Source organism: Catenulispora sp. GAS73 (assembly GCF_041262085.1).
Taxonomy (GTDB): Bacteria; Actinomycetota; Actinomycetes; order Streptomycetales; family Catenulisporaceae; genus Catenulispora.
Window position 1 is genome coordinate 38,656 of sequence record NZ_JBGCCM010000019.1, and the last position, 18,202, is coordinate 56,857.

An 18,202-nucleotide genomic window follows, 5' to 3' on the forward strand; every position below is an offset into this window, starting at 1 on the left:
ATTCCGATGGGGGTGACCCTACTGTTCGGGCGGATGGTGGCCCGAGTAGATGCCGGCTTTTAGCACGTCCGTTCGGTATGCCCGCGGCCCGGAACACGTCTGCCGGGTACCAGCCAGGGGAACTGGCGGCGAACGCTGCGCGCCGTGTGCTTTCCGTCTCACCCCTTGACCCTGCTGAGCAAGGACCTCTGCCTGCCGAGGGATAGGCTCTGGAGGCGAAACCATCAGAGCTGAAGGAGAGATGAGACGTGGCGTCCATCGAAGCCATCAACGCGCGGGAGATCCTGGACTCGCGCGGCAACCCGACCGTCGAGGTCGAGGTGCTCCTCGAAGACGGCAGCTTCGCCCGCGCGGCGGTCCCCTCGGGTGCCTCCACCGGCGCCTTCGAGGCCGTCGAGCTGCGCGACGGCGACCCGGCCCGCTACGGCGGCAAGGGCGTCGAGCACGCCGTGCAGGGAGTACTGGACGAGATCTACCCCGCCGTGGTCGGCGAGGACGCCTCCGACCAGCGGCTGATCGACCAGGCGATGATCGACCTGGACGCCACGCCGAACAAGGCCCGCCTGGGCGCCAACGCGATCCTCGGCGTCTCGCTGGCCGTGGCCAAGGCCGCCGCGGAGTCCGCCGAGCTGCCGCTGTTCCGCTACCTCGGCGGGCCGAACGCGCACACGCTGCCGGTGCCGATGATGAACATCCTCAACGGCGGCGCGCACGCCGACTCCAACGTGGACATCCAGGAGTTCATGATCGCGCCGATCGGCGCGGGCAGCTTCCGCGAGGCGCTGCGCTGGGGCGCGGAGGTCTACCACGCGCTGAAGTCGGTGCTGAAGGAGCGGGGCCTGAACACCGGCCTGGGCGACGAGGGCGGCTTCGCGCCGGACCTGCCGTCCAACCGCGACGCGCTGGACCTGATCAAGGTCGCGATCGAGAAGGCCGGCTACGTCCCCGGCCGGGACATCGCGCTGGCGCTGGACGTCGCGGCGTCGGAGTTCTACAAGGACGGCGCGTACCAGTTCGAGGGCAAGACCCGCACCGCCACGGAGATGACCGAGTACTACGCCGAGCTGGTCGACGCCTACCCGCTGGTGTCCATCGAGGACCCGCTGTTCGAGGACGACTGGGAGGGCTGGAAGATCCTCACCGACCGCCTGGGCGCCAAGGTCCAGATCGTCGGCGACGACCTGTTCGTCACCAACCCCGAGCGGCTGGCCCGCGGCATCGCCGGAGGCCAGGCCAACGCGCTGCTGGTGAAGGTGAACCAGATCGGCACCCTGACCGAGACCTTCGACGCCGTGCAGCTGGCGCACCGCAACGGCTACCGCTGCATGATGTCGCACCGCTCCGGCGAGACCGAGGACACCACGATCGCCGACCTGGCCGTCGCGGTGGACTGCGGCCAGATCAAGACCGGCGCCCCGGCCCGCTCGGACCGCGTCGCCAAGTACAACCAGCTGCTGCGCATCGAGGAGGAGCTGGACGACGCCGCACGCTACGCGGGCCGCTCGGCCTTCCCGCGCTTCACGCACGAGGGCTGACGGGGCTGACAGGGCCTGACACCCGGGCCGCCCGGCGGTACCGCCCGCTCTGACCGGCAGGCGGTATCGTCGCAGGCATGAAGTCGGCAGGCTCAGGGCCGGCGCCTCGGCGCTTGAGCGCGGTCCCGACGCAGCGGCAGGACGCTGCGTCGGGATCTTCGCGTTCCTTCGGCGACGGCGGCTCGGGGTCGGGTGGCTCCGGCGGCTCCGGCGGTTCTGCAGGCTCCGGCAAGAAGCGCACGCGGTACACGGCGCGTGCCGCGATCCTGATGCTCGTGCTCTGCGCGCTGGTCCTGGCGCTGGCGTACCCGCTGCAGCAGTACTTCTCGCAGAGCTCGCAGATCGACCAGCTCAAGCAGCAGAACTCGGAGAAGCGCGCCGAGGTCGAGCAGCTGCGGCAGCAGCTCGCGGAGTGGCAGGACCCGGACTACGTCAAGATCCAGGCCCGGCTCCGGCTGCACTACGTGTTCCCCGGGGAGACCGGCCTGCGCCTGCTCGGTGCGGGCGACGCGGCGACCGGCGGGCCCGACGGGACGCTGGGTCCCTCGGAGGGCTCCAGCGCGTGGTACGCGCAGCTGTGGAGCTCGGTGACGGCTGCGACCGGGGCGCCGCCGCCTTCTTCGACGCCTTCGGTGACTGCGGGGCCCACGCCGTCCTCGGCGACCGACCACTGAGGTCGCGTCGCCCCTACCGCGTCACCCCGAGGTACTTCAGCACCGCCAGCACCCGCCGGTGGTCCTCGTCCGCCGGCGGCAGCCCGAGCTTCGTGAAGATGTTGCTGATGTGCTTCTCCACCGAGCTGTCGGCGAGCACCAGTTGCTTGCCGATCGCGGCGTTCGAGCGCCCCTCGGCCATCAGTCCGAGTACCTCCCGTTCGCGGGCGGTCAGGGCGTCGGTGGGCCGGGAGCCGAGGAGTTGGACCACGACCTCCGGGTCGAGGACCGTGCCGCCGGCCGCGATCTTGGTCAGCGCCTCGACGAACTCGCTGACGTCGGCGACCCGCTCCTTGAGCAGGTAGCCGACGCCGGAGACCTTGCCGCCGAACAGGTCGCGGGCGTAGCGGGTCTCCACGTACTGCGAGAACAGGAGTACGCCGACCTTCGGGTGGCTCTTGCGCAGCTCCAGCGCGGCGCGCAGGCCCTCGTCGGTGTGCGTCGGCGGCATCCGGATGTCCATGACGACCGCGTCCGGTACGTCGGTGGCGAGCGCGGCCAGCAGCTCGTCGGCGTTCGGGACGGCCGCCGGGACGTCGTGGCCGCGCTTGGTGAGGATCTGGACCAGACCGTCCCGCAGGATTGCGGAGTCTTCGGCGATCATGATGCGCACGGGGGTCTTCTCCTTCGGCGGTGGTCCTGGACCACCCCGAAGATAGCCGAAGCGTGCGGCGGCGGCGGACCTCGTCAGGTCGGCCGCCGCGCCTCAGACGTGCGCCACACGTGCGCTACACGTGCATCGGTAGCTTCACGATCACCAGCGTCGGGCCCCCCACCGGGCTGTCCACGGCCAGCGAGCCGTCCACGGTGCGCACCCGGTCCAGCAGCCCGGCCAGCCCGCCGCCGTAGCCGACCTGCGCGCCGCCGCGACCGTCGTCCTCAACGGTGAGCGTCAGCTTGCCGTCCTCCTGCACCACCGACAGCGCGGCCCGGGTCGGCGCGCCGTGCTTGGCGGCGTTCGTCAGCAGCTCGGCGGCGCAGAAGTAGGCGATGGTCTCGATCGCCCGGTCCGGCCGCTCGCCCAGCGCGACGTTCACCGTCACCGGCATCGCCGAGCGCGCGGCCAGCGTGCCCAGGGCGTCCCGCAGGCCGTTGTCCAGCGCCGCCGGGTGGATGCCGCGGGCCAGGTCGCGCAGCTCGTTGATGGCCTGCTTGGCGTTGCGGTGCGCGGTGTCGATCAGCGCCCGGGTCTCGATCAGGTCCAGCTCGCCGCCCCCTCCGGTGGCGTCCAGGTTCTCCTTCGCCTCGCCGAGCTGCATCGCCAGCGCGACCAGCTGGGCCTGTGCGCCGTCGTGCAGGTCGCGTTCGATCCGGCGCAGCCGCGCCGCGGAGTCGTCCACGGCGTGCGCGCGGCTCACGGTCAGCTCCTCCACCCGGAGCTCGCTGCTGGTCGGGCCGAGCAGCGCCTTCATCAGCAGGGTGTCGAGCCAGATCCAGAACTTCAGGATCCAGACCGCGGCGAGGACCCACACCAGGCCGATCGCCGAGACGATCAGCGCCCGGGGCCAGGTCTCGATGTAGAAGCCGTCGCCGAGCTGCATGGCCGCGTGGTGGTAGTGGCCTTTGCTGTCCTTGTCCCGGGGGTCGAACAGCGACCACCAGATCGGGTAGGCGGCGAGGACCACGCCCTCGACCACGCCCAGGCCCAGCGTCATGATGTACGCGACGCCCAGGGGCGCGCGCACGAGCAGGTAGGCCTGCGACCGCCAGGCCGCCAGGTCGCCGAGGGCCGCGCCGAGCTTGGCCAGCAGCCCGTGCGCGGTGTGCCAGCGGGTGTTCGGGTGCGGCGGCTCAATCTCGACGCCGAGCAGCCTGCGCGCCAGGCCGCGCTGGAAGCCGCCGTACTTCTTGGCCAGGAAGATCGCGGAGGCGATCAGGGGCAGGCCGATGAACGTGAAGGACAACGCGCCGCCTACGGCGAGCGTGGCCACCACATAGGCGAAGCCCGCGATCCCGAGCGGGGAGCACACCAGGGCGTACAGGTACTGGCGGGCGGTGCGCCCCGACACCGGGCTCAACAGGAAACGCTTCATGGGAAAAGCTTCGCCGATGCAGCCTGCGCGGCCCACGGTGCGGCCACGGAAGTTCAACCCCCGGTTATCCCTACCATCATCGCCCAGCCGGTGGGGCGGCACGGGGGCGACAGGTTCAGGAGGGAAGTGCGGGGCTGGTGGTGGACGCCGTCCAGGTCAGTTTCTCGACCCAGGTCTGTCCGCCGGCCTCGTCCACCTCGGGCACCAGATCGGAGAAGCGCTCCAGCGCGTCGCTCAGCGCGGTGGCCAGAGATGCGCCGGCCTGCAGCGCCTCTACGCCGCTGGCCGCCGCCCACTTCTCGGCATCGACCGTGACTCGGACTTTGACCGTTGCCGATACGTTCACGTCCACGCACTCAGGGTAACCTCTTGCGGCCTCACGCGGGATGGCCTTCTATACGCGGCATGTCCACGGTCGCGGAGTTGGTCGGCGTTCAGTCCCAACAGGACGGTCTCGGGCTGCTCGGCCCGGACGGCCTGCGGTATCAGCATGCGGAGATCGCGGCGCAGGCCGCCACCAGGGCCGCGCTGTTCACCGACCGGCACCGGCCGGGCATGCAGCCGCATATCGGGGTGCTGCTGGGCAACACCGACGAGTTCGTGTTCTGGCTCTCCGCCGCCGCGCTCGCCGGGGCGGCGCTGGTCGGCGTGAACCCCACGCGGCGTGGCGCCGAGTTGGCGCGCGACGTCCGGCACGCGGAGTGCGAGCTGTTGGTGACGTCGCGCTCGCACCTTCCGCTGCTGGCCGGACTTGGCCTGGAGACGCTGCCGCTGCTGGTCGTGGACGAGCCGGACTACCGGGAGGCGCTGGAGCCGTACCGGGGCGTGACCGTCGCGGACGTCAAGCCGGTCGCCCCGGTCACCGAGGACACCCGGCTGCTGCTGTACTTCACGTCCGGCTCGACCGGCGTGCCGAAGGCGGTGACGTGCGTGCAGGGGCGGGTCGCGGCGTCCGGCAGAGCGATGGCCGAGCGCTACGAGCTGACGGCCTCGGACGTCTGCTACATCCCGATGCCGATGTTCCACGGCAACGCGATCCTGGCGAACTGGGGCCCCGCACTGGTCGCCGGCGCCGCCGTGGCGCTGCGCGAGCGCTTCTCGGCCTCCGGCTTCCTGCCCGACGTGCGCGAGTACCAGGCCACGTACTTCACCTACGTCGGCCGCGCGATCTCCTACATCCTGGCCACCCCGCAGCACCCCGACGACGCCGACAACCCCCTCCGCGCCGGCTTCGGCACCGAGGCCGGCCCCCTGGACCGCGAGCGCTTCGAACGCCGCTTCGGCTGCCCCCTGTCCGAGGGCTACGGCGCCTCCGAAGGCGGCATCAACATCGTCGCCCCCCGCACCTTCCCACCCGCGGTCCTGGCCCGCGGCGCAGCGGTCGGCCGCACCGACGAGACCCTGTCGATCGTGGACCTGGAGACCGGCGCCCCCTGCCCACCGGCCGAATTCGACGCAGCAGGCCGCCTCCTGAACGGCGCCACCGCGATCGGCGAACTCATCGGCACCGGCCCCGGCGCCTTCACCGGCTACTGGAACAACCCCGCCGCCGACGCCGAACGCTACGCCGAAGGCCACTACCGCAGCGGCGACCTGTTCTACGCCGACACCGACGGCTGGCTCTACTTCGCCGCCCGCAAAGCCGACCGCATGCGCATCGACGGCGAGAACATCTCGGTGGCGCTCCTAGAAGCGATCCTCGCCCGCTGGACCCCCGCCGAGGCGGTCGCCGCCTACGCGGTCCCCGACGAGGTCACCGGCGACGCGGTCATGTGCACCCTGGTGCTAAGGCAAGGCGCCGCCTTCGACCCGGCGTCCTTCGCGGACTTCCTGGCCGCACAAGAGGACCTGGGCACCAAGATGGCCCCCCGCTTCATCCGCATCACCGCCGCCCTGACGACCACCGCCACCGAGAAGGTCTCGCGCTACACACTGCGCGAGCAGGGATGGTGGGCAGTCGGCGACGACGCGGTGTGGGCACGGCCGGCGCGGGGGACCGGGTACGAGCTGGTTGACCGAAGCCGATAGCACTGCACCGCCGTACCGCAACACAAGCCACTCCGCGCAGAACCGCCGCACACCGCAGCAGCACTGCACCGCCGCCGGCTAGAACCGCCGAATGCCGCCGCACCGCCGCCGCACAGAACCGTCGCATGCCGCCGCACAGCGCCGCACCGGAGCAGCACAGCACCACACAAGCTGCTCCGCACAGCACCGCACCGCGGCAGCACGGCATCGCCGCTGCGCCGCGCCGCAACAGAAGCCGCTCCGCACAGAACCGCAGCACCGAACCGCTGCATGCCGCCGCGCAGCAGCACCGCCGGGCAGCATTGCCGGGTCAAGCTGTCGCACCGCGCCCGCAAGGCAGCATCACGCACCGCAGAGCGTCGCCAAAGTCCGGCCTACAGCGGCCCGCCGCCACCGGCAGCAGCAACCGCCGCACCGCAACAACCGCCGCCCTACCGCCCTACCGCCAAGCAGCCGCCACCGGCAGCGTCAGCCGGAACTCCGCGCCCCCGCCCTGGGCCCCGGCGGCCGTCACGCCGCCGCCGTGGCCGACGGCCACCTGGGCCACTATCGCCAGTCCGAGGCCGGAGCCCGGGAGGTCGCGGGAGCTGGCGGCGCGGTAGAAGCGGTCGAAGACGTGCGGGAGGTCGGCTTCGGGGATGCCGGGGCCGTGGTCGCGGACGGTCAGGGTCACCATGCCGTCGGGTCCGGTGGCGGTGCCGACTTCGACCAGGCCGCCGTCGGGGGAGAACTTCGCGGCGTTGTCCAGCAGGTTGCGGACGGCCTTGGCCAGGCGGTCGGTGACGCCCACGACCACGCTGTCGTCCAGATCCGTCTTGAACGCCGCCTTCGGCCAGTGTGCGGCGGCGCGGTCCACGCAGCGCTGGACCAGCAGGTCGAAGCGCAGCTCCTCGAACAGCGCGGCCTGCTCCTCGCCGCGGGCCAGCTCGACCGTGTCGCTGACCAGCGTGGTCAGGTCGTCCAGGCCGGACATGATGCCGGACACCAGGGCCTCGCGGTCCTCCGGGCCCAGCCGCTGCGCGTAGGCCAGGACCTCGACGTTGGTGCGCAGCGAGGTCAGCGGGGTGCGCAGCTCGTGCGAGGCGTCGGCGACCAGCTGGCGCTGGCGGTCGGTGGCCTCCTGGACCGCGTCCAGCATGCTGTTGAAGGTCGCGGCCAGCCGGCCGAGCTCGTCGCGGGGCTCGCCGGGCGTTCCGTCTATCGGGATGCGGTGCGCCAGGTCGTGGGTGGCGGCGATGCGTTCGGCGGTGCTGGTCAGCTCCGCCACCGGACGCAGCGCGGTGCGCGTCACCAGCCAGCCCAGGCCCGCCGCCAGGACGATGCCCGCGGCGCCGGCGCCGAACAGCTGCCAGCCGAGCGCGGACAGCTGCTTGTCCATCGCGGTCAGCGGGGCGTCGAACTGGATCGCCTGCCCGTTGTTGATCGACAGTGTCAGGACCCGGACACGCTGGCCGTTCATGTGGCCGGAGTACAGGGCGCTGTCCATGGATCCGGCGGCGACCTGGATGTCCTGTTGGGAGATCGGTATCACCAGGGACGAGGCCGGGAGGAGCGCGTAGACGGGAGGCTGGCGAAGCGTCGCGGGCCGCACCTGCTGGGGCTGCAGCGGCTGTCCCGTGGAGTCGAGATACTGGACATTGGTCGTGGTGTCGCCGAACTTCCGGCTCCGGACCCCCTCGTAGTGGGGCAGGCGGTGGTTGGTCAGCAGCGTCTTCTGCGCACTCGTGCCCTGGTCCTGCAAACCGTCGTCGACCTGCTGGATCAGCGAGTGCCGTACCGCCACATAGGCGAACCCCACGCCCCCGCCGACGCCGGCCGCCACAGCGATCGTGGCCGCCAGGGCCAGCCGCGCACGCAGCGGAGTGCGGTGCCACACGGCCAGGGGGGAACGGCGCCGAGGCTTCTCGGCGGGACCGGTCCCGACACTCTCGGCGCTCTCGGCTCTCTCAGTGCCCTGATCGCGGCGATCCGCACCCGCGAACTGGGCCCCGGCCTCAGCCCCGGCGCCCTTCCCCCGACGTAACCGCTCCCACTTCACCCCGACACCCGCAACGTGTACCCGAACCCCCGCACGGTCTGCACCAGCCGCGCCTCGCCTCCCGCCTCCGTCTTCCGCCGGATGCAGGACACGAACACCTCCAGCGAGTTCGACTCCGGCCCGAGCTCGTAGCCCCAGATCCGGTCGGAGATCACCTCGCGCGGCAACACCCGCCCGGCGTTGCGCATCAACAGCTCCAGCAGCGCGAACTCGGTCCGGGTGAGCTCGATCGTGCGCCCGCTCCGGTACGCCAGCCGGGACTCGGGGTCCAGCTCCAGGTCCTCGAACACCAGCCGCTCCGACTCGGGCACCGGCTCGTACTCGGCGCGCCGCAGCAGGGCCCGCATCCGAGCGTGCAGCTCGGCCAGCGCGAACGGCTTCACCAGGTAGTCGTCGGCGCCGGCGTCCAGCCCGGCCACCCGGTCCCCGACCGCGTCGCGCGCGGTCAGCAGCAGCACCGGGGTGTGGTCGCCGACGCCGCGCAGGCGCCGGCACACCTCCACCCCGTCGAGCTCCGGCATCATCACGTCGAGCACGATCGCGTCCGGCGGGTCGGCCGCGATCTGCTCCAGGGCGGCCAGGCCGCCGGCCGCGGTGCGCACGCGATAGCCCTGCAGGCGGAAGGCCCGGGCGATCGCGTCACGGATCTCGGTGTCGTCGTCGACGACCAGCAGGCTGCGGGATTCTCGGGTGTCCATCCCGTCCAGTATCACCCGTTTGACCCACCCGGCGAAGACGGCGTGGCACCCGGAGTGCGGTTTCCGCCGCGTCCGCCGAACCCGAGACCTGTGATACCACTCACAACCGAACGGGCCGTGATGGTCCCGCTACTGTCCGGAGTGCCCAGCACGGTCACCTGAGATCCGGTCGTGAGGTCCGCGACCGTACCGGTCTTGCCGATCGTCACGGTCGTCTGCGGGCTGGTGTCCACCGTCACCGACTTGCCGGTGCTGTCGGTGATGGTGATGGTCGTGCCGCTGACCGCGCTGACGGTGCCGGTGACGGCCCCGCCCCGGGTGCCGCCGGTCCCGGTGCCCCCGGTCCCGCCGGTCGCGCCGCCGGTCCCGAAGCCGCCGGCGTACCCGCCGGTCCGGGTCCGGTTCGTGCCCGTGGCGGTGTTCGTGGAGGTCGAGGAGCTGTTGTGCTTGCCCACCGCGATCCCGCCGACGAACCCGCCGGCCAGCAGCACCGCGCCGATCAGGCCCAGCGTCACCTTCGGGATCCCGCCGCCGCCGCTGCGGGCGGGCTTGAGCTGTCCGCTGATGTCCGGTGCGGACGGCGCCTGGGAAAGGAGTTCGAACTCTGCGTTGTTGTCAGCGGGCTGGCCGCCGGGGTTCTCAGACATCTGTGACTTCCGAATCTTCCTGCTCGTGGACTTCTGGCTCGTCAGGGGGCTTACTCGTGCCGCAGCGCCTGGATGGGATGCAGCTTGGCCGCGCGGTTGGCCGGGAACGACCCGAAGAACAGACCGATCAGCGCCGACACCGCGAAGGCCAGCGCGATCGAGGCCGGCACGATCACCGGTTTCACCCCGGCCACCGTGAACCTGGTGCCGATCAGCCCGGCGGCCACCCCCAGCGCCCCGCCGATCAGCGACAGCATCACCGCCTCGATGAGGAACTGGCCCAGGATCGCCGCGCGCGGGGCGCCCAGCGCCTTGCGGATGCCGATCTCCCGGGTCCGCTCGGTCACCGTGACCAGCATGATGTTGGTGATCCCGATCCCGCCGACCAGCAGCGAGATGGCCGCGACCGCGCCCAGCAGCACCGTGAAGGTGTGCGTGGTGGAGCTGGAGGTGGCCAGCAGCGACTGCTGGTTCAGCACCCGGAAGTCCGGCGAGGCGGTGGCCGCCAGGTGGTGCCGCGCGGTGAGGATCGAGGTGATCTCGTCCTGCGCCGCGGTGGTCGCGTCGGCCGACTTGGCCTGGACCACGATCTGGTTCAGCGACCCGAAGCCGCTCAGCGAGTCCTGCACGGTGGTCAGCGGCGCGATCGCGAAGTCGTCGGCGTCCTGCAGGCCGCTGGAGCCCTTGGCCTGCAACACGCCCTCGACGCTGTACGGGACGCTGTTGATCATCACCTGCTGGCCGACCGGGTCCGCGGTGCCGAACAGGTCGGTGGCCACCGTCTGCCCGATCACGATCACCTTGCGGGCCTGGCTCACGTCGTCGTCGGTGATCGACGAGCCCTCGGCGATCTGCCAGTTGGTCGCCGTCAGGTACGCCGGGTAGGTGCCGACCAGCTGCGCGATCGGGTGTGTGGCGCCCTGGTAGGTGGCGGTCGGTGAGGCGGTCACCACCGGGGCCTCGTCCAGCACGTCCGGGGCGTTCACCGGGTCCACCAGCGCCTGCGCGTCGGCCAGGGTGAGCGCCGAGACAGTGCTCTGCGTCCCGGTGTTGCGGGACGCGCGCGCGCCGAAGCCGCCGGCCTGCCGGGAGACCTCCAGCAGGTTCGTGCCCAGCTTGTCGATGTTCGCCTGCACCTGCGCGCCGGAGCCCTTGCCGACCGCGACCAGCAGGATGACCGCGCCGACCCCGATCAGGATGCCGAGCGTGGTCAGCGCCGAGCGCAGTTTGTTGGCCTTCAGCCCGGCGAAGGCGAACCGGAAGACTTCGCGGAATCTCATCAGACGCTCCCGTGCTGCACTCGGTGCTGTTCGGAGATCCAGCCGCGCTCGCCGTTGCGCTCGTCGGAGACGATCTGCCCGTCCATCAACCGGATCGCGCGCTCGGCGTGCTCGGCGATGTCGTGCTCGTGGGTGATCAGGACGATGGTGCGCCCGGCCTGGTGCAACCGGTCGAACAGCGCCATCACGTCGGCCGAGGAGGTGCTGTCCAGGTTGCCGGTGGGTTCGTCGGCCAGGATCAGGCTGGGCGCGGTGACCAGCGCCCGGGCCACGGCCACGCGCTGCTGCTGGCCGCCGGAGAGCTCCTGCGGCTTGTGGTTGAGGCGCTCGCCGAGGCCGACCAGCTCCAGCGCCGCGCGGGCCCGCCGGCGCCGCTCAGTGGTGCCGACGCCGGCGTAGATCAGCGGCAGCTCCACGTTGTCCAGCGCGGTGGTGCGCGGCAGCAGGTTGAAGGACTGGAAGACGAAGCCGATCTTGCGGTTGCGGACCAGCGCGAGCTGGCGGTCCGACAGGTGCTCGACCTCGATGCCGTCCAGCAGATACCGGCCGGAGGTGGGGACGTCGAGGCAGCCGACGATGTTCATCATCGTCGACTTGCCCGAGCCCGAGGCGCCCATGATCGCGACGTAGTCGCCGGCCGGGACGGTCAGGCTGACGCCGCGCAGGGCGTGGACGGCGGTGCCGTCCATGCCGTAGGTCTTGTGGATGTCGGCGAGCTCGATGACCGGCTTCGGACCGTTCGAACCGCTCATGCCGGTCACCCGCCGAACCCGCCCCGGCCGCCGCCGGTGCCCAGACCGCCGCCGCCGGCCCCGCCGGTCCCGCCGCCGAAGCCGCCGCCGGTCAGGCCGCCGCCCCGGGTGCCGGTGGTGCTGCTGCTGCCGGTGCGCGAGGACAGCAGGACCTGGTCGCCCTCGTTCACCCCGGAGGCGATCTCGGTGGTGGTGTCGCCGACCACGCCGACCTGGACCGGCGTCTGCGTCTGGGTCTTGCCGCTGACCACCGTGACGTAGCTCTGGCCGCCGAGCGTGGTGACCGAGGAGGACGGCACGTACAGCACGTTGGTCACGTTGTCGGTGACCACCGAGACCGACGCGGTCTGGCCCGGCTTCAGGGACGCCAGGTCCTGCTGGCCGGAGGTGAACTGGAGCGTGACGCCGTACTCGACGACGTTCGACACCACGGTCGAGGTCGGGTCCACGGACTGCACGGTCGCGGTGAGCGAGGAGCCCGGGATGGCGTTGATCGCGACCTGCGCGCTCTCGCCGGCCTTGAGCTTGGAGGCGTCGGTCTCGGCGAACTCGGCGCGCACCGTCAGGCTGCTCATGTTGCCGAGCACCACGAAGCTGCTGCCGGACTTGGCGCTGCTGGAGGACGACGAGCTCGACGATCCCGAGGAACCGCCGGCCGAACCTCCAGAGGAACCCCCAGTAGATCCGCCGGACGAGGACGACGCCGCCGAGGTCGAGGAGGCGGACCCGGCGCTCACCGAGTCGCCCACCGAACCGCCGACCGACAGGACCGTCCCGGCCTGCGGCGCGGTGATGACGGTGCCGGCGACGCCCTTCTGGGCGGCGGCGAGCGAGTTCTGGGCGTTGACCACGGACTGGTTGGCCGCGGCTATCTGGTCCGGGGTGGCCGGCGCGGCGGAGACCGCCTGCTGGTCCACCGCCGTGTTGTAGGAGTTCTGAGCCTGCGTCATCGAGGCCTGCGCCTGGTGCAGGGACTGGGTGTCCTTCTGCGCGCCGGACTTCTGGGCGTTCTCGGCGGACGTGACCGCGTTGGTGTCCTGCGCGACCTTGGTGGTGTCCTGCGTGCAGGCGGCGGCCTTGGCCGTTCCGCCGGCGCAGTCCGAGGTCTGCAGCGCCTGGTCAGCGGACAGGTTGTTCTGCGCCGTCGTGACCGCCGAGGCCAGCGTCTGCGCGTCGATCGCGATGCTGTTCTGCGCGTCGGAGTACGAGGTCTTCGCGGCGCTCAGCGAGTCCGCGGCCGTGGTCAGCTGCTGCTGGCTCAGCGCCGCCTGCTGCGGCGTCTGGCCCTGCTGCAGTTTGGCCAGCTGGGCCTGTGCGGTGGTCAGCTGGGCCTGCGCCGAGGCCAGCTGCTGGTTGGCTTCGGTGGTGTCGATCTTTGCCAGCACCTGGCCGGTCTTCACCACGTCGCCGGGCTTCACGTCGATCTCGGTCACCGTGCCCGAGGCGGTGAACGCGAGGTCCAACTCGGTCGGCAGGGTGACGTTGCCGGAGGCCGAGACCTGGGCGGTCACGTTGCCACGCTGTACAGCGACGGTACGGCCGGTGGTGGACTTGCCGGAGTTCGACGAGCCGAGCAGCGCCCAGGCGCCCGCTCCACCGGCGGCTACCACCACGGCGAGCGAGGTGTTTATCCAGACTCCTTTTTGGAGTCGCGGGCTATCGGTCATGGCGCCAGAGGTTGTCGTTCGTAACTGAAGCGAAGGTGAAGGGGTACGTTCAGTCTCATCTGGCTCTCATAATCGAGCGTTCTGCATGCATCCGAGAGGTGTCCGCCGTATTGACTCCCTGGTGAATATCCGCTGTCCGGCGATAGGTTTTCCCCGTGCCGAAGATTGACTGGAATCCGGGTGGGGGCCGGCGCGGCCGGCCGTTGCGCCGGGTGCTGGGCATGGGGCAGCAACAGGGCCTGTTGGTGATGTACGGGATAGCCGCGGTGGCCGTCGTATTCGCCCTGGCCGCCGCGTTCGGCGCCTTCGACGGCTCCAGCCCGAAGTCGGCCGGCGGCACGAGCGGCGGCGCGAATACGAACTCTGACGGTTCCGGCGGCGGCACCGCGCCCGCCGTTCCCAAGGACTCGTCGAAGAGCACCCAGATCCTGCTGGCCTCGGTCCAGCACTACGCGGACCTGCTGGCGTCAGGACAGAAGATCGTGGGGCACACGCCCTACCCGGGCATCGCAGCATACGGACAAGCCTTCAGCGACCCGAAGTCGCCGGCCGCGCAGTTCGCGAAGTTCCGCACCTCGCCGAATCCCGAGAGCGACACGACGTATGTGGACGCCGAGCGCCAAGCCGCCGCGGCCTACGGCGGCGACCACGGCGGCACCCTCGACCAGTGGATGAACGACATGGCGAAGGCCAAGTCCGACCTCGGCGACTGGGTCGCCACCGCGGCGCAGTATCAACAGGGAGCGGCTACGCAGGCGACTCTCGACTCGGCGGCGGCCACGGTGACTCAGGACCTTGCGACGGCCAAGTCCGCCGCCTCCTCGCTCTCCAGCTGAGCCGGGCCGATACGGGATTCTCCTTAAGCCGGACCAGAACTGCGCCCGCGGGCCCGGGATGCCGCTTCGCGGTGCCGCCGTGCTACCCGCGCTCCCGCACCAGCTTGACGGCGTCCCGCACCGAGCCGCGGTACACCGGTCCGTGCCCGGGAACCAGCACCTCGGCGTCGGTGTCCTCCAGCACGCTCAACCCCGCCAGCGCGCTGTCCCGGTCCTTGTGGAACATGGCGGGCAGCAGTTGAGGGCCCTTGACCCGGGACGTCGGATGCCCGGTCCCGATCGCGTCCCCGCCCACCACGATCCCGCCGGCCGGCAACAGATACGCGCAGTGCCCCGCGGTGTGTCCGGGGATGTGCAGCGGCACCGGAGAGCCGGGCAGGTCGAGCGCGCCGGGAGCGGGGAAGGCCTGCGGCTCAGCGACCGCGGCATCCGCCGTGCCACCGTTGCGCACCGCCCGCAGAGCCCACGGCACCACGCCCGGCCGCCACGCGTTCGCGGCCACCTTCCCGACGGACACCTGGTCCAGGAAGTCGCGCCGCGCGTGCGGCACCTCCTCGGCGTGCATCAGGACCGGAACGCCGTACGTCGCGCGCAGCCACTGCGCCGAGCCGAGGTGGTCGTTGTGCGCGTGCGTGATCAGAACCGCGCTCAGCGCCTCCGGCGCCACCTTCAGCAGCTCCAGCGACGCGAGCAGATTCGCCCGGTCGCCCGGGTAACCGGTGTCGATCAGGGTGGCGCTGTCGCCGTCCTTCACGACCACCCACGCGACGTCGCTGCCGAAGACGGCGTGGACACCGTCCTCGACCTGGACGACGTCCTCCTGGCGGAACTGCTTCGTCATCATCGGCACCTTGCTGTTCTGGCGGAGGATGGGGGATTCGGACTCAAGATTCTGTTTCCAGCGGTTTCAACCGACCTTCGGTATCGAACGCACCGCGCAATAGAGGTACGGCGTCCCATCAGGGAGATGATAGAAGGTCATCGGCGTCCAGTCGGACTCCCCGGGCCACTGGATGACGAAGGCGTCGGGCCCGAGGGGCCGCATCTCGCAGATCTCGGGTTCGGGCGACAGGTCGGCGAGTTCGCCGGTGGCGGTGAAGACCGCGGACAGGACGCCTTCGTTGTCGCCGATCTCGATGCGGTCCCCGGCCTTCTCATAGACGCCTACGAAGTCCGCTGGATCGAAGGGCAGCGGCTCAGCAGCCGGCATCGGCGCCGCCTTCATCGTGACGCCGGCCAGTTCCCCGGCGATCTCGCCGAAGACGGCACCTCGGAACGCGTGCACGTCGCCACCGTTGGTCACCAGGCAGATCGCGAGCCCGTGCTCCGGAAGGATCGACAGGAAGGCGTTCTGTCCTATCGTCGCGCCGTTGTGGCCGACGACCGGCGTGCCGTCCCACTCGTCCAGCATCCAGCCCAGGCCCCAGCCGGTGGCGCCGTACCGGCCCGGCAGCTCGATCTGGCGCCGCTGCATCGCGGCGGCGCTCTCCGGTGACAGGATCTTGACGCCCTCGGCGGTCGTCCCGCCGTCCAGGTGCAGTTTGGCGAAGGCCAGCACCTCGCGCGGCGTCGAGCAGATCAGCCCGGCCGGGCCGGTCGAGCGCATCGGGCCCCAGCGCGGCACCACCTTGAGCGCTTTGCCGTGCTGACTCTCGTGCCCGACGGCGGTCCGGAAGAGCAACGCCTCCTCGGGCAGCGTGACCGTGTGCGTCAGCCCGAGCGGGCGGAACAGGCGCTCCCGCATCAGTTCATCCCACTGCACGCCGGTCACGACCTCCAGGACCCGGCCGAGCAGGACGAAGCCGGCGTTGCAGTACGACATGGTCGCGCCGAGCGGGTGGACCACCGCGGCATCGGCCAGGAGCGCCACGTACTTCTCCAGGCAGTCGTCGCCCCGGCCGGTGTCGACGAACAGGTCACCGTCGATTCCGCTGGTGTGGGTCAGCAGGTGGCGGATCGTGACGCCCGCGGTCAGCTCGTCGGTCTTCAGCCGCAACTCCGGCAGTACGGAGACCACCGGCGCGTCCAGATCGAGGACTCCCTCATCGACCAGGGCCATGACCATGGTCGCGACCCACACCTTGGTGATCGAGCCGATCTGGAAGAGCGTCTCGGTGGTGACCTCGACGCCGGTGGCGAGGTTCGTCACCCCGGCGGCCGCCTCGACGACGATCTCGTCGCGGTGCAGGACGGCCAGCGAAGCACCGACGATGCCGTGCTCCCGCGCGAGGTCGGCGAGGCGATCGGGCCAGGAGGTCGTACGGTCGGTCATCTGCCACTCACTTCCGGTCGGCGGAACGGTGTCAGAGGCCTGCGAGAAGTACGGCCTCACGAGAACACCCCTTCGCACCGTACCGGCCGGAATCCCGGTGCGGGGAACCGATTTTTGGCGGGGGTGCAGTGCGCGGTGCCGCCGGCGGGGTCCCGGGATCCGGTCCCACTGGGCTTCCGCCCCGACCGCTGAGCCGGTCTGTACTGCGAAGCCAGGACTCAAGATTCTGCCTGGGTTTTGCCTGGCCAGTGCCTTGACTTCGATGAAGCGTGTCGTTTCGCGGCGCCTGGATGCCGTTCGGCGCCGCCTCGCGACCAGGGGTGCTGCAAAATGCAGCACGGATGGCACCTTGCTGGTGGTGACGTCACCAGTTTCGCCCACCCGCCGGGCGACGACGCCGCGTCCCTGAGCTCCCGGTAGATCTTCCGGGCGTGGCGGAGCCCTGCGGTGGGGGGTCTCCGGCTTCGCTTCCTCGGCTCGGAGACGTTCGTCGCGACTTGGGCCATGACCCAACTGTAGATCGGACGAATCGGCCCGGGACTCTCGTTCTGTTTGAGCAACGCGACGGCTGGGGGCGCAAGAGATACGCTCGCTGCGGGCGGGATGTGGGCCACAAGAGCCCTTCGCGTAAGGGGTGGGCGAGTGACGCCGCTGGTAGTGGTTCACGGGGTCTTCAATCATGTGCGAGGGGCCACGCCGGAGCAGGCGGCGAAACGTAAAGCGGCGGAATGGCGGCCGAGGCTGGCCTCTGGATTCGGAAAGCTGTCGGCGGCGGCGCCGGAGCTGGCGGTGGCCTATTACGCGGATTTGCTGCGCCGTCAGGTGCAGGATCAGGCACAGGCCGCGGATGATGACAACCGGTTCGATGTTCTTTCCCGTGCTGAGCGAGTCCTGGCGGCCGAGTGGCTGGCAGCGGCTGGCGCGATGCTGCCTGCGGATCCGCAAAATGTCGGTCTGGCGCCGCTCAGGCAGTTGCTGGGCTGGCTGATCGATGCTCGCGGCGGCATACCCGGGACGATGCGGGAGCAGACGATCGGGCGGCTTGAGCGCACCGTGGTGGCGAATCTTCGGGAGGTGGAGGCCTACACCACGTGGCCGGACCGGCGACGCCTGGTGCGGGAGCGGGTGGCCGAGACGATCCGGCGCGAGCAGCCGAAGGTTGTGGTCGCACACTCGCTGGGCTCGTATGTCACCTATGAGACTCTGCATGCCTTCCCGGATCTGACGGTGGATTTGCTGGTGACCCTGGGGTCGCCGCTCCGGGTACCCTCGCTGGCGCGTCGGCTGGACCCGGGCCTGCGCGCCGAGCGGGGTGCCCGGCCGGCCGGCGTGGGGCGGTGGGTGAATATCGCCGATGTCGGCGACTTGGTCGCGGTGCCGCCTGGGCTGGGGAAGGTGTTCCCGGTGGATGTCGACGAGAGCTGCGATACCGGGCTGGGGTTTCACGGGCTGGGCGGCTATCTGGCCAACGGGCTCACGGCGGCCGCCATCGCCCCCTACATTTCCTGACAGGGCCGGGCCCGCCCCATTTCGCGGCGCGCTTGACGCCACGGGGGTGCGGCTGTGGTGCCGCGAGGCGGGACCGGAAGGGGGGATGGTGGTTCGGGCGCTAGTGGCGGGGGTCGGGAGTTTCCCCACCGAGCCGGAGTGGTCATTGGTGATGCTCTGCTTGAGTGCGACCGGGATGCGTTCCTGGGCCGCTG

General features: G+C 70.8%; 16 protein-coding genes. 5 read left to right on the top strand and 11 right to left on the bottom strand.

Annotation, left to right across the window (positions count from 1 at the left end):
* Positions 1-248 precede the first annotated feature (248 nt).
* The gene (gene eno / locus ABH935_RS27210) at positions 249-1,535 is read left to right on the top strand and encodes a phosphopyruvate hydratase (RefSeq protein ID WP_370380777.1); all 1,287 of its coding nucleotides are present in this window, start codon (positions 249-251) and stop codon (positions 1,533-1,535) included.
* 77 nt (positions 1,536-1,612) lie between these two features.
* Positions 1,613-2,209 carry a septum formation initiator family protein gene (locus tag ABH935_RS27215; RefSeq protein ID WP_370380778.1) on the top strand — a complete coding sequence of 199 codons (597 nt, stop codon included), beginning with the start codon at positions 1,613-1,615 and terminating at the stop codon, positions 2,207-2,209.
* 13 nt (positions 2,210-2,222) lie between these two features.
* On the opposite strand, the gene ABH935_RS27220 is transcribed toward ABH935_RS27215, so the two are convergent.
* The 3 genes from ABH935_RS27220 to ABH935_RS27230 form a co-directional block, all read right to left on the bottom strand.
* Entirely contained in the window at positions 2,223-2,852 is a 630-nt protein-coding gene (locus tag ABH935_RS27220) for a response regulator transcription factor (protein ID WP_370380932.1), read from the bottom strand.
* 124 nt (positions 2,853-2,976) lie between these two features.
* Positions 2,977-4,281, bottom strand: a complete 1,305-nt coding sequence (locus ABH935_RS27225) for a sensor histidine kinase (protein WP_370380779.1) — start codon at positions 4,279-4,281, stop codon at positions 2,977-2,979.
* A gap of 115 nt (positions 4,282-4,396) precedes the next feature.
* Positions 4,397-4,633: a hypothetical protein gene (locus ABH935_RS27230; protein ID WP_370380780.1), complete on the bottom strand. Its 237-nt coding sequence runs from the start codon at positions 4,631-4,633 to the stop codon at positions 4,397-4,399.
* A gap of 53 nt (positions 4,634-4,686) precedes the next feature.
* Here ABH935_RS27230 and ABH935_RS27235 point away from each other — a divergent pair, with 53 nt between their 5' ends.
* Positions 4,687-6,309 carry an AMP-binding protein gene (locus tag ABH935_RS27235; protein WP_370380781.1) on the top strand — a complete coding sequence of 541 codons (1,623 nt, stop codon included), beginning with the start codon at positions 4,687-4,689 and terminating at the stop codon, positions 6,307-6,309.
* A gap of 439 nt (positions 6,310-6,748) precedes the next feature.
* On the opposite strand, the gene ABH935_RS27240 is transcribed toward ABH935_RS27235, so the two are convergent.
* The 6 genes from ABH935_RS27240 to ABH935_RS27265 all read right to left on the bottom strand — a co-directional run bounded on the left by ABH935_RS27240 (position 6,749) and on the right by ABH935_RS27265 (position 13,391).
* Positions 6,749-8,185, bottom strand: coding sequence for a sensor histidine kinase (locus ABH935_RS27240; protein WP_370380782.1), 1,437 nt, complete (start codon positions 8,183-8,185; stop codon positions 6,749-6,751).
* Positions 8,186-8,343: 158 nt separating this feature from the next.
* A complete protein-coding gene (locus tag ABH935_RS27245; RefSeq protein ID WP_370346264.1) occupies positions 8,344-9,045 on the bottom strand; it encodes a response regulator transcription factor in 702 nt (233 codons plus the stop codon).
* 11 nt (positions 9,046-9,056) lie between these two features.
* The gene (locus ABH935_RS27250) at positions 9,057-9,692 is read right to left on the bottom strand and encodes a hypothetical protein (protein ID WP_370380783.1); all 636 of its coding nucleotides are present in this window, start codon (positions 9,690-9,692) and stop codon (positions 9,057-9,059) included.
* Positions 9,693-9,742: 50 nt separating this feature from the next.
* Positions 9,743-10,972 (bottom strand): ABC transporter permease, encoded by a 1,230-nt coding sequence (locus ABH935_RS27255; protein ID WP_370380784.1) that lies wholly within the window; start codon positions 10,970-10,972, stop codon positions 9,743-9,745.
* Complete coding sequence (locus ABH935_RS27260) at positions 10,972-11,724, bottom strand: ABC transporter ATP-binding protein (protein ID WP_370380785.1); 753 nt, start codon at positions 11,722-11,724, stop codon at positions 10,972-10,974. Before ABH935_RS27260 ends, ABH935_RS27255 begins: the two co-directional genes overlap by 1 nt.
* Before the next feature lie 5 nt (positions 11,725-11,729).
* A complete protein-coding gene (locus tag ABH935_RS27265; protein WP_370380786.1) occupies positions 11,730-13,391 on the bottom strand; it encodes a biotin/lipoyl-binding protein in 1,662 nt (553 codons plus the stop codon).
* A 155-nt stretch (positions 13,392-13,546) separates the two neighbouring features.
* Between ABH935_RS27265 and ABH935_RS27270 the strand changes: the two genes are divergently transcribed.
* Positions 13,547-14,227: a hypothetical protein gene (locus ABH935_RS27270; protein ID WP_370380787.1), complete on the top strand. Its 681-nt coding sequence runs from the start codon at positions 13,547-13,549 to the stop codon at positions 14,225-14,227.
* Between the two features lie 82 nt (positions 14,228-14,309).
* Here ABH935_RS27270 and ABH935_RS27275 read toward each other — a convergent pair whose 3' ends face one another.
* Positions 14,310-15,068, bottom strand: a complete 759-nt coding sequence (locus ABH935_RS27275) for an MBL fold metallo-hydrolase (protein ID WP_370380788.1) — start codon at positions 15,066-15,068, stop codon at positions 14,310-14,312.
* 66 nt (positions 15,069-15,134) lie between these two features.
* The gene (locus tag ABH935_RS27280) at positions 15,135-16,499 is read right to left on the bottom strand and encodes a serine hydrolase domain-containing protein (RefSeq protein ID WP_370380789.1); all 1,365 of its coding nucleotides are present in this window, start codon (positions 16,497-16,499) and stop codon (positions 15,135-15,137) included.
* A 642-nt stretch (positions 16,500-17,141) separates the two neighbouring features.
* Between ABH935_RS27280 and ABH935_RS27285 the strand changes: the two genes are divergently transcribed.
* Positions 17,142-18,008, top strand: a complete 867-nt coding sequence (locus ABH935_RS27285; protein WP_370380790.1) for a hypothetical protein — start codon at positions 17,142-17,144, stop codon at positions 18,006-18,008.
* Positions 18,009-18,202 lie beyond the last annotated feature (194 nt).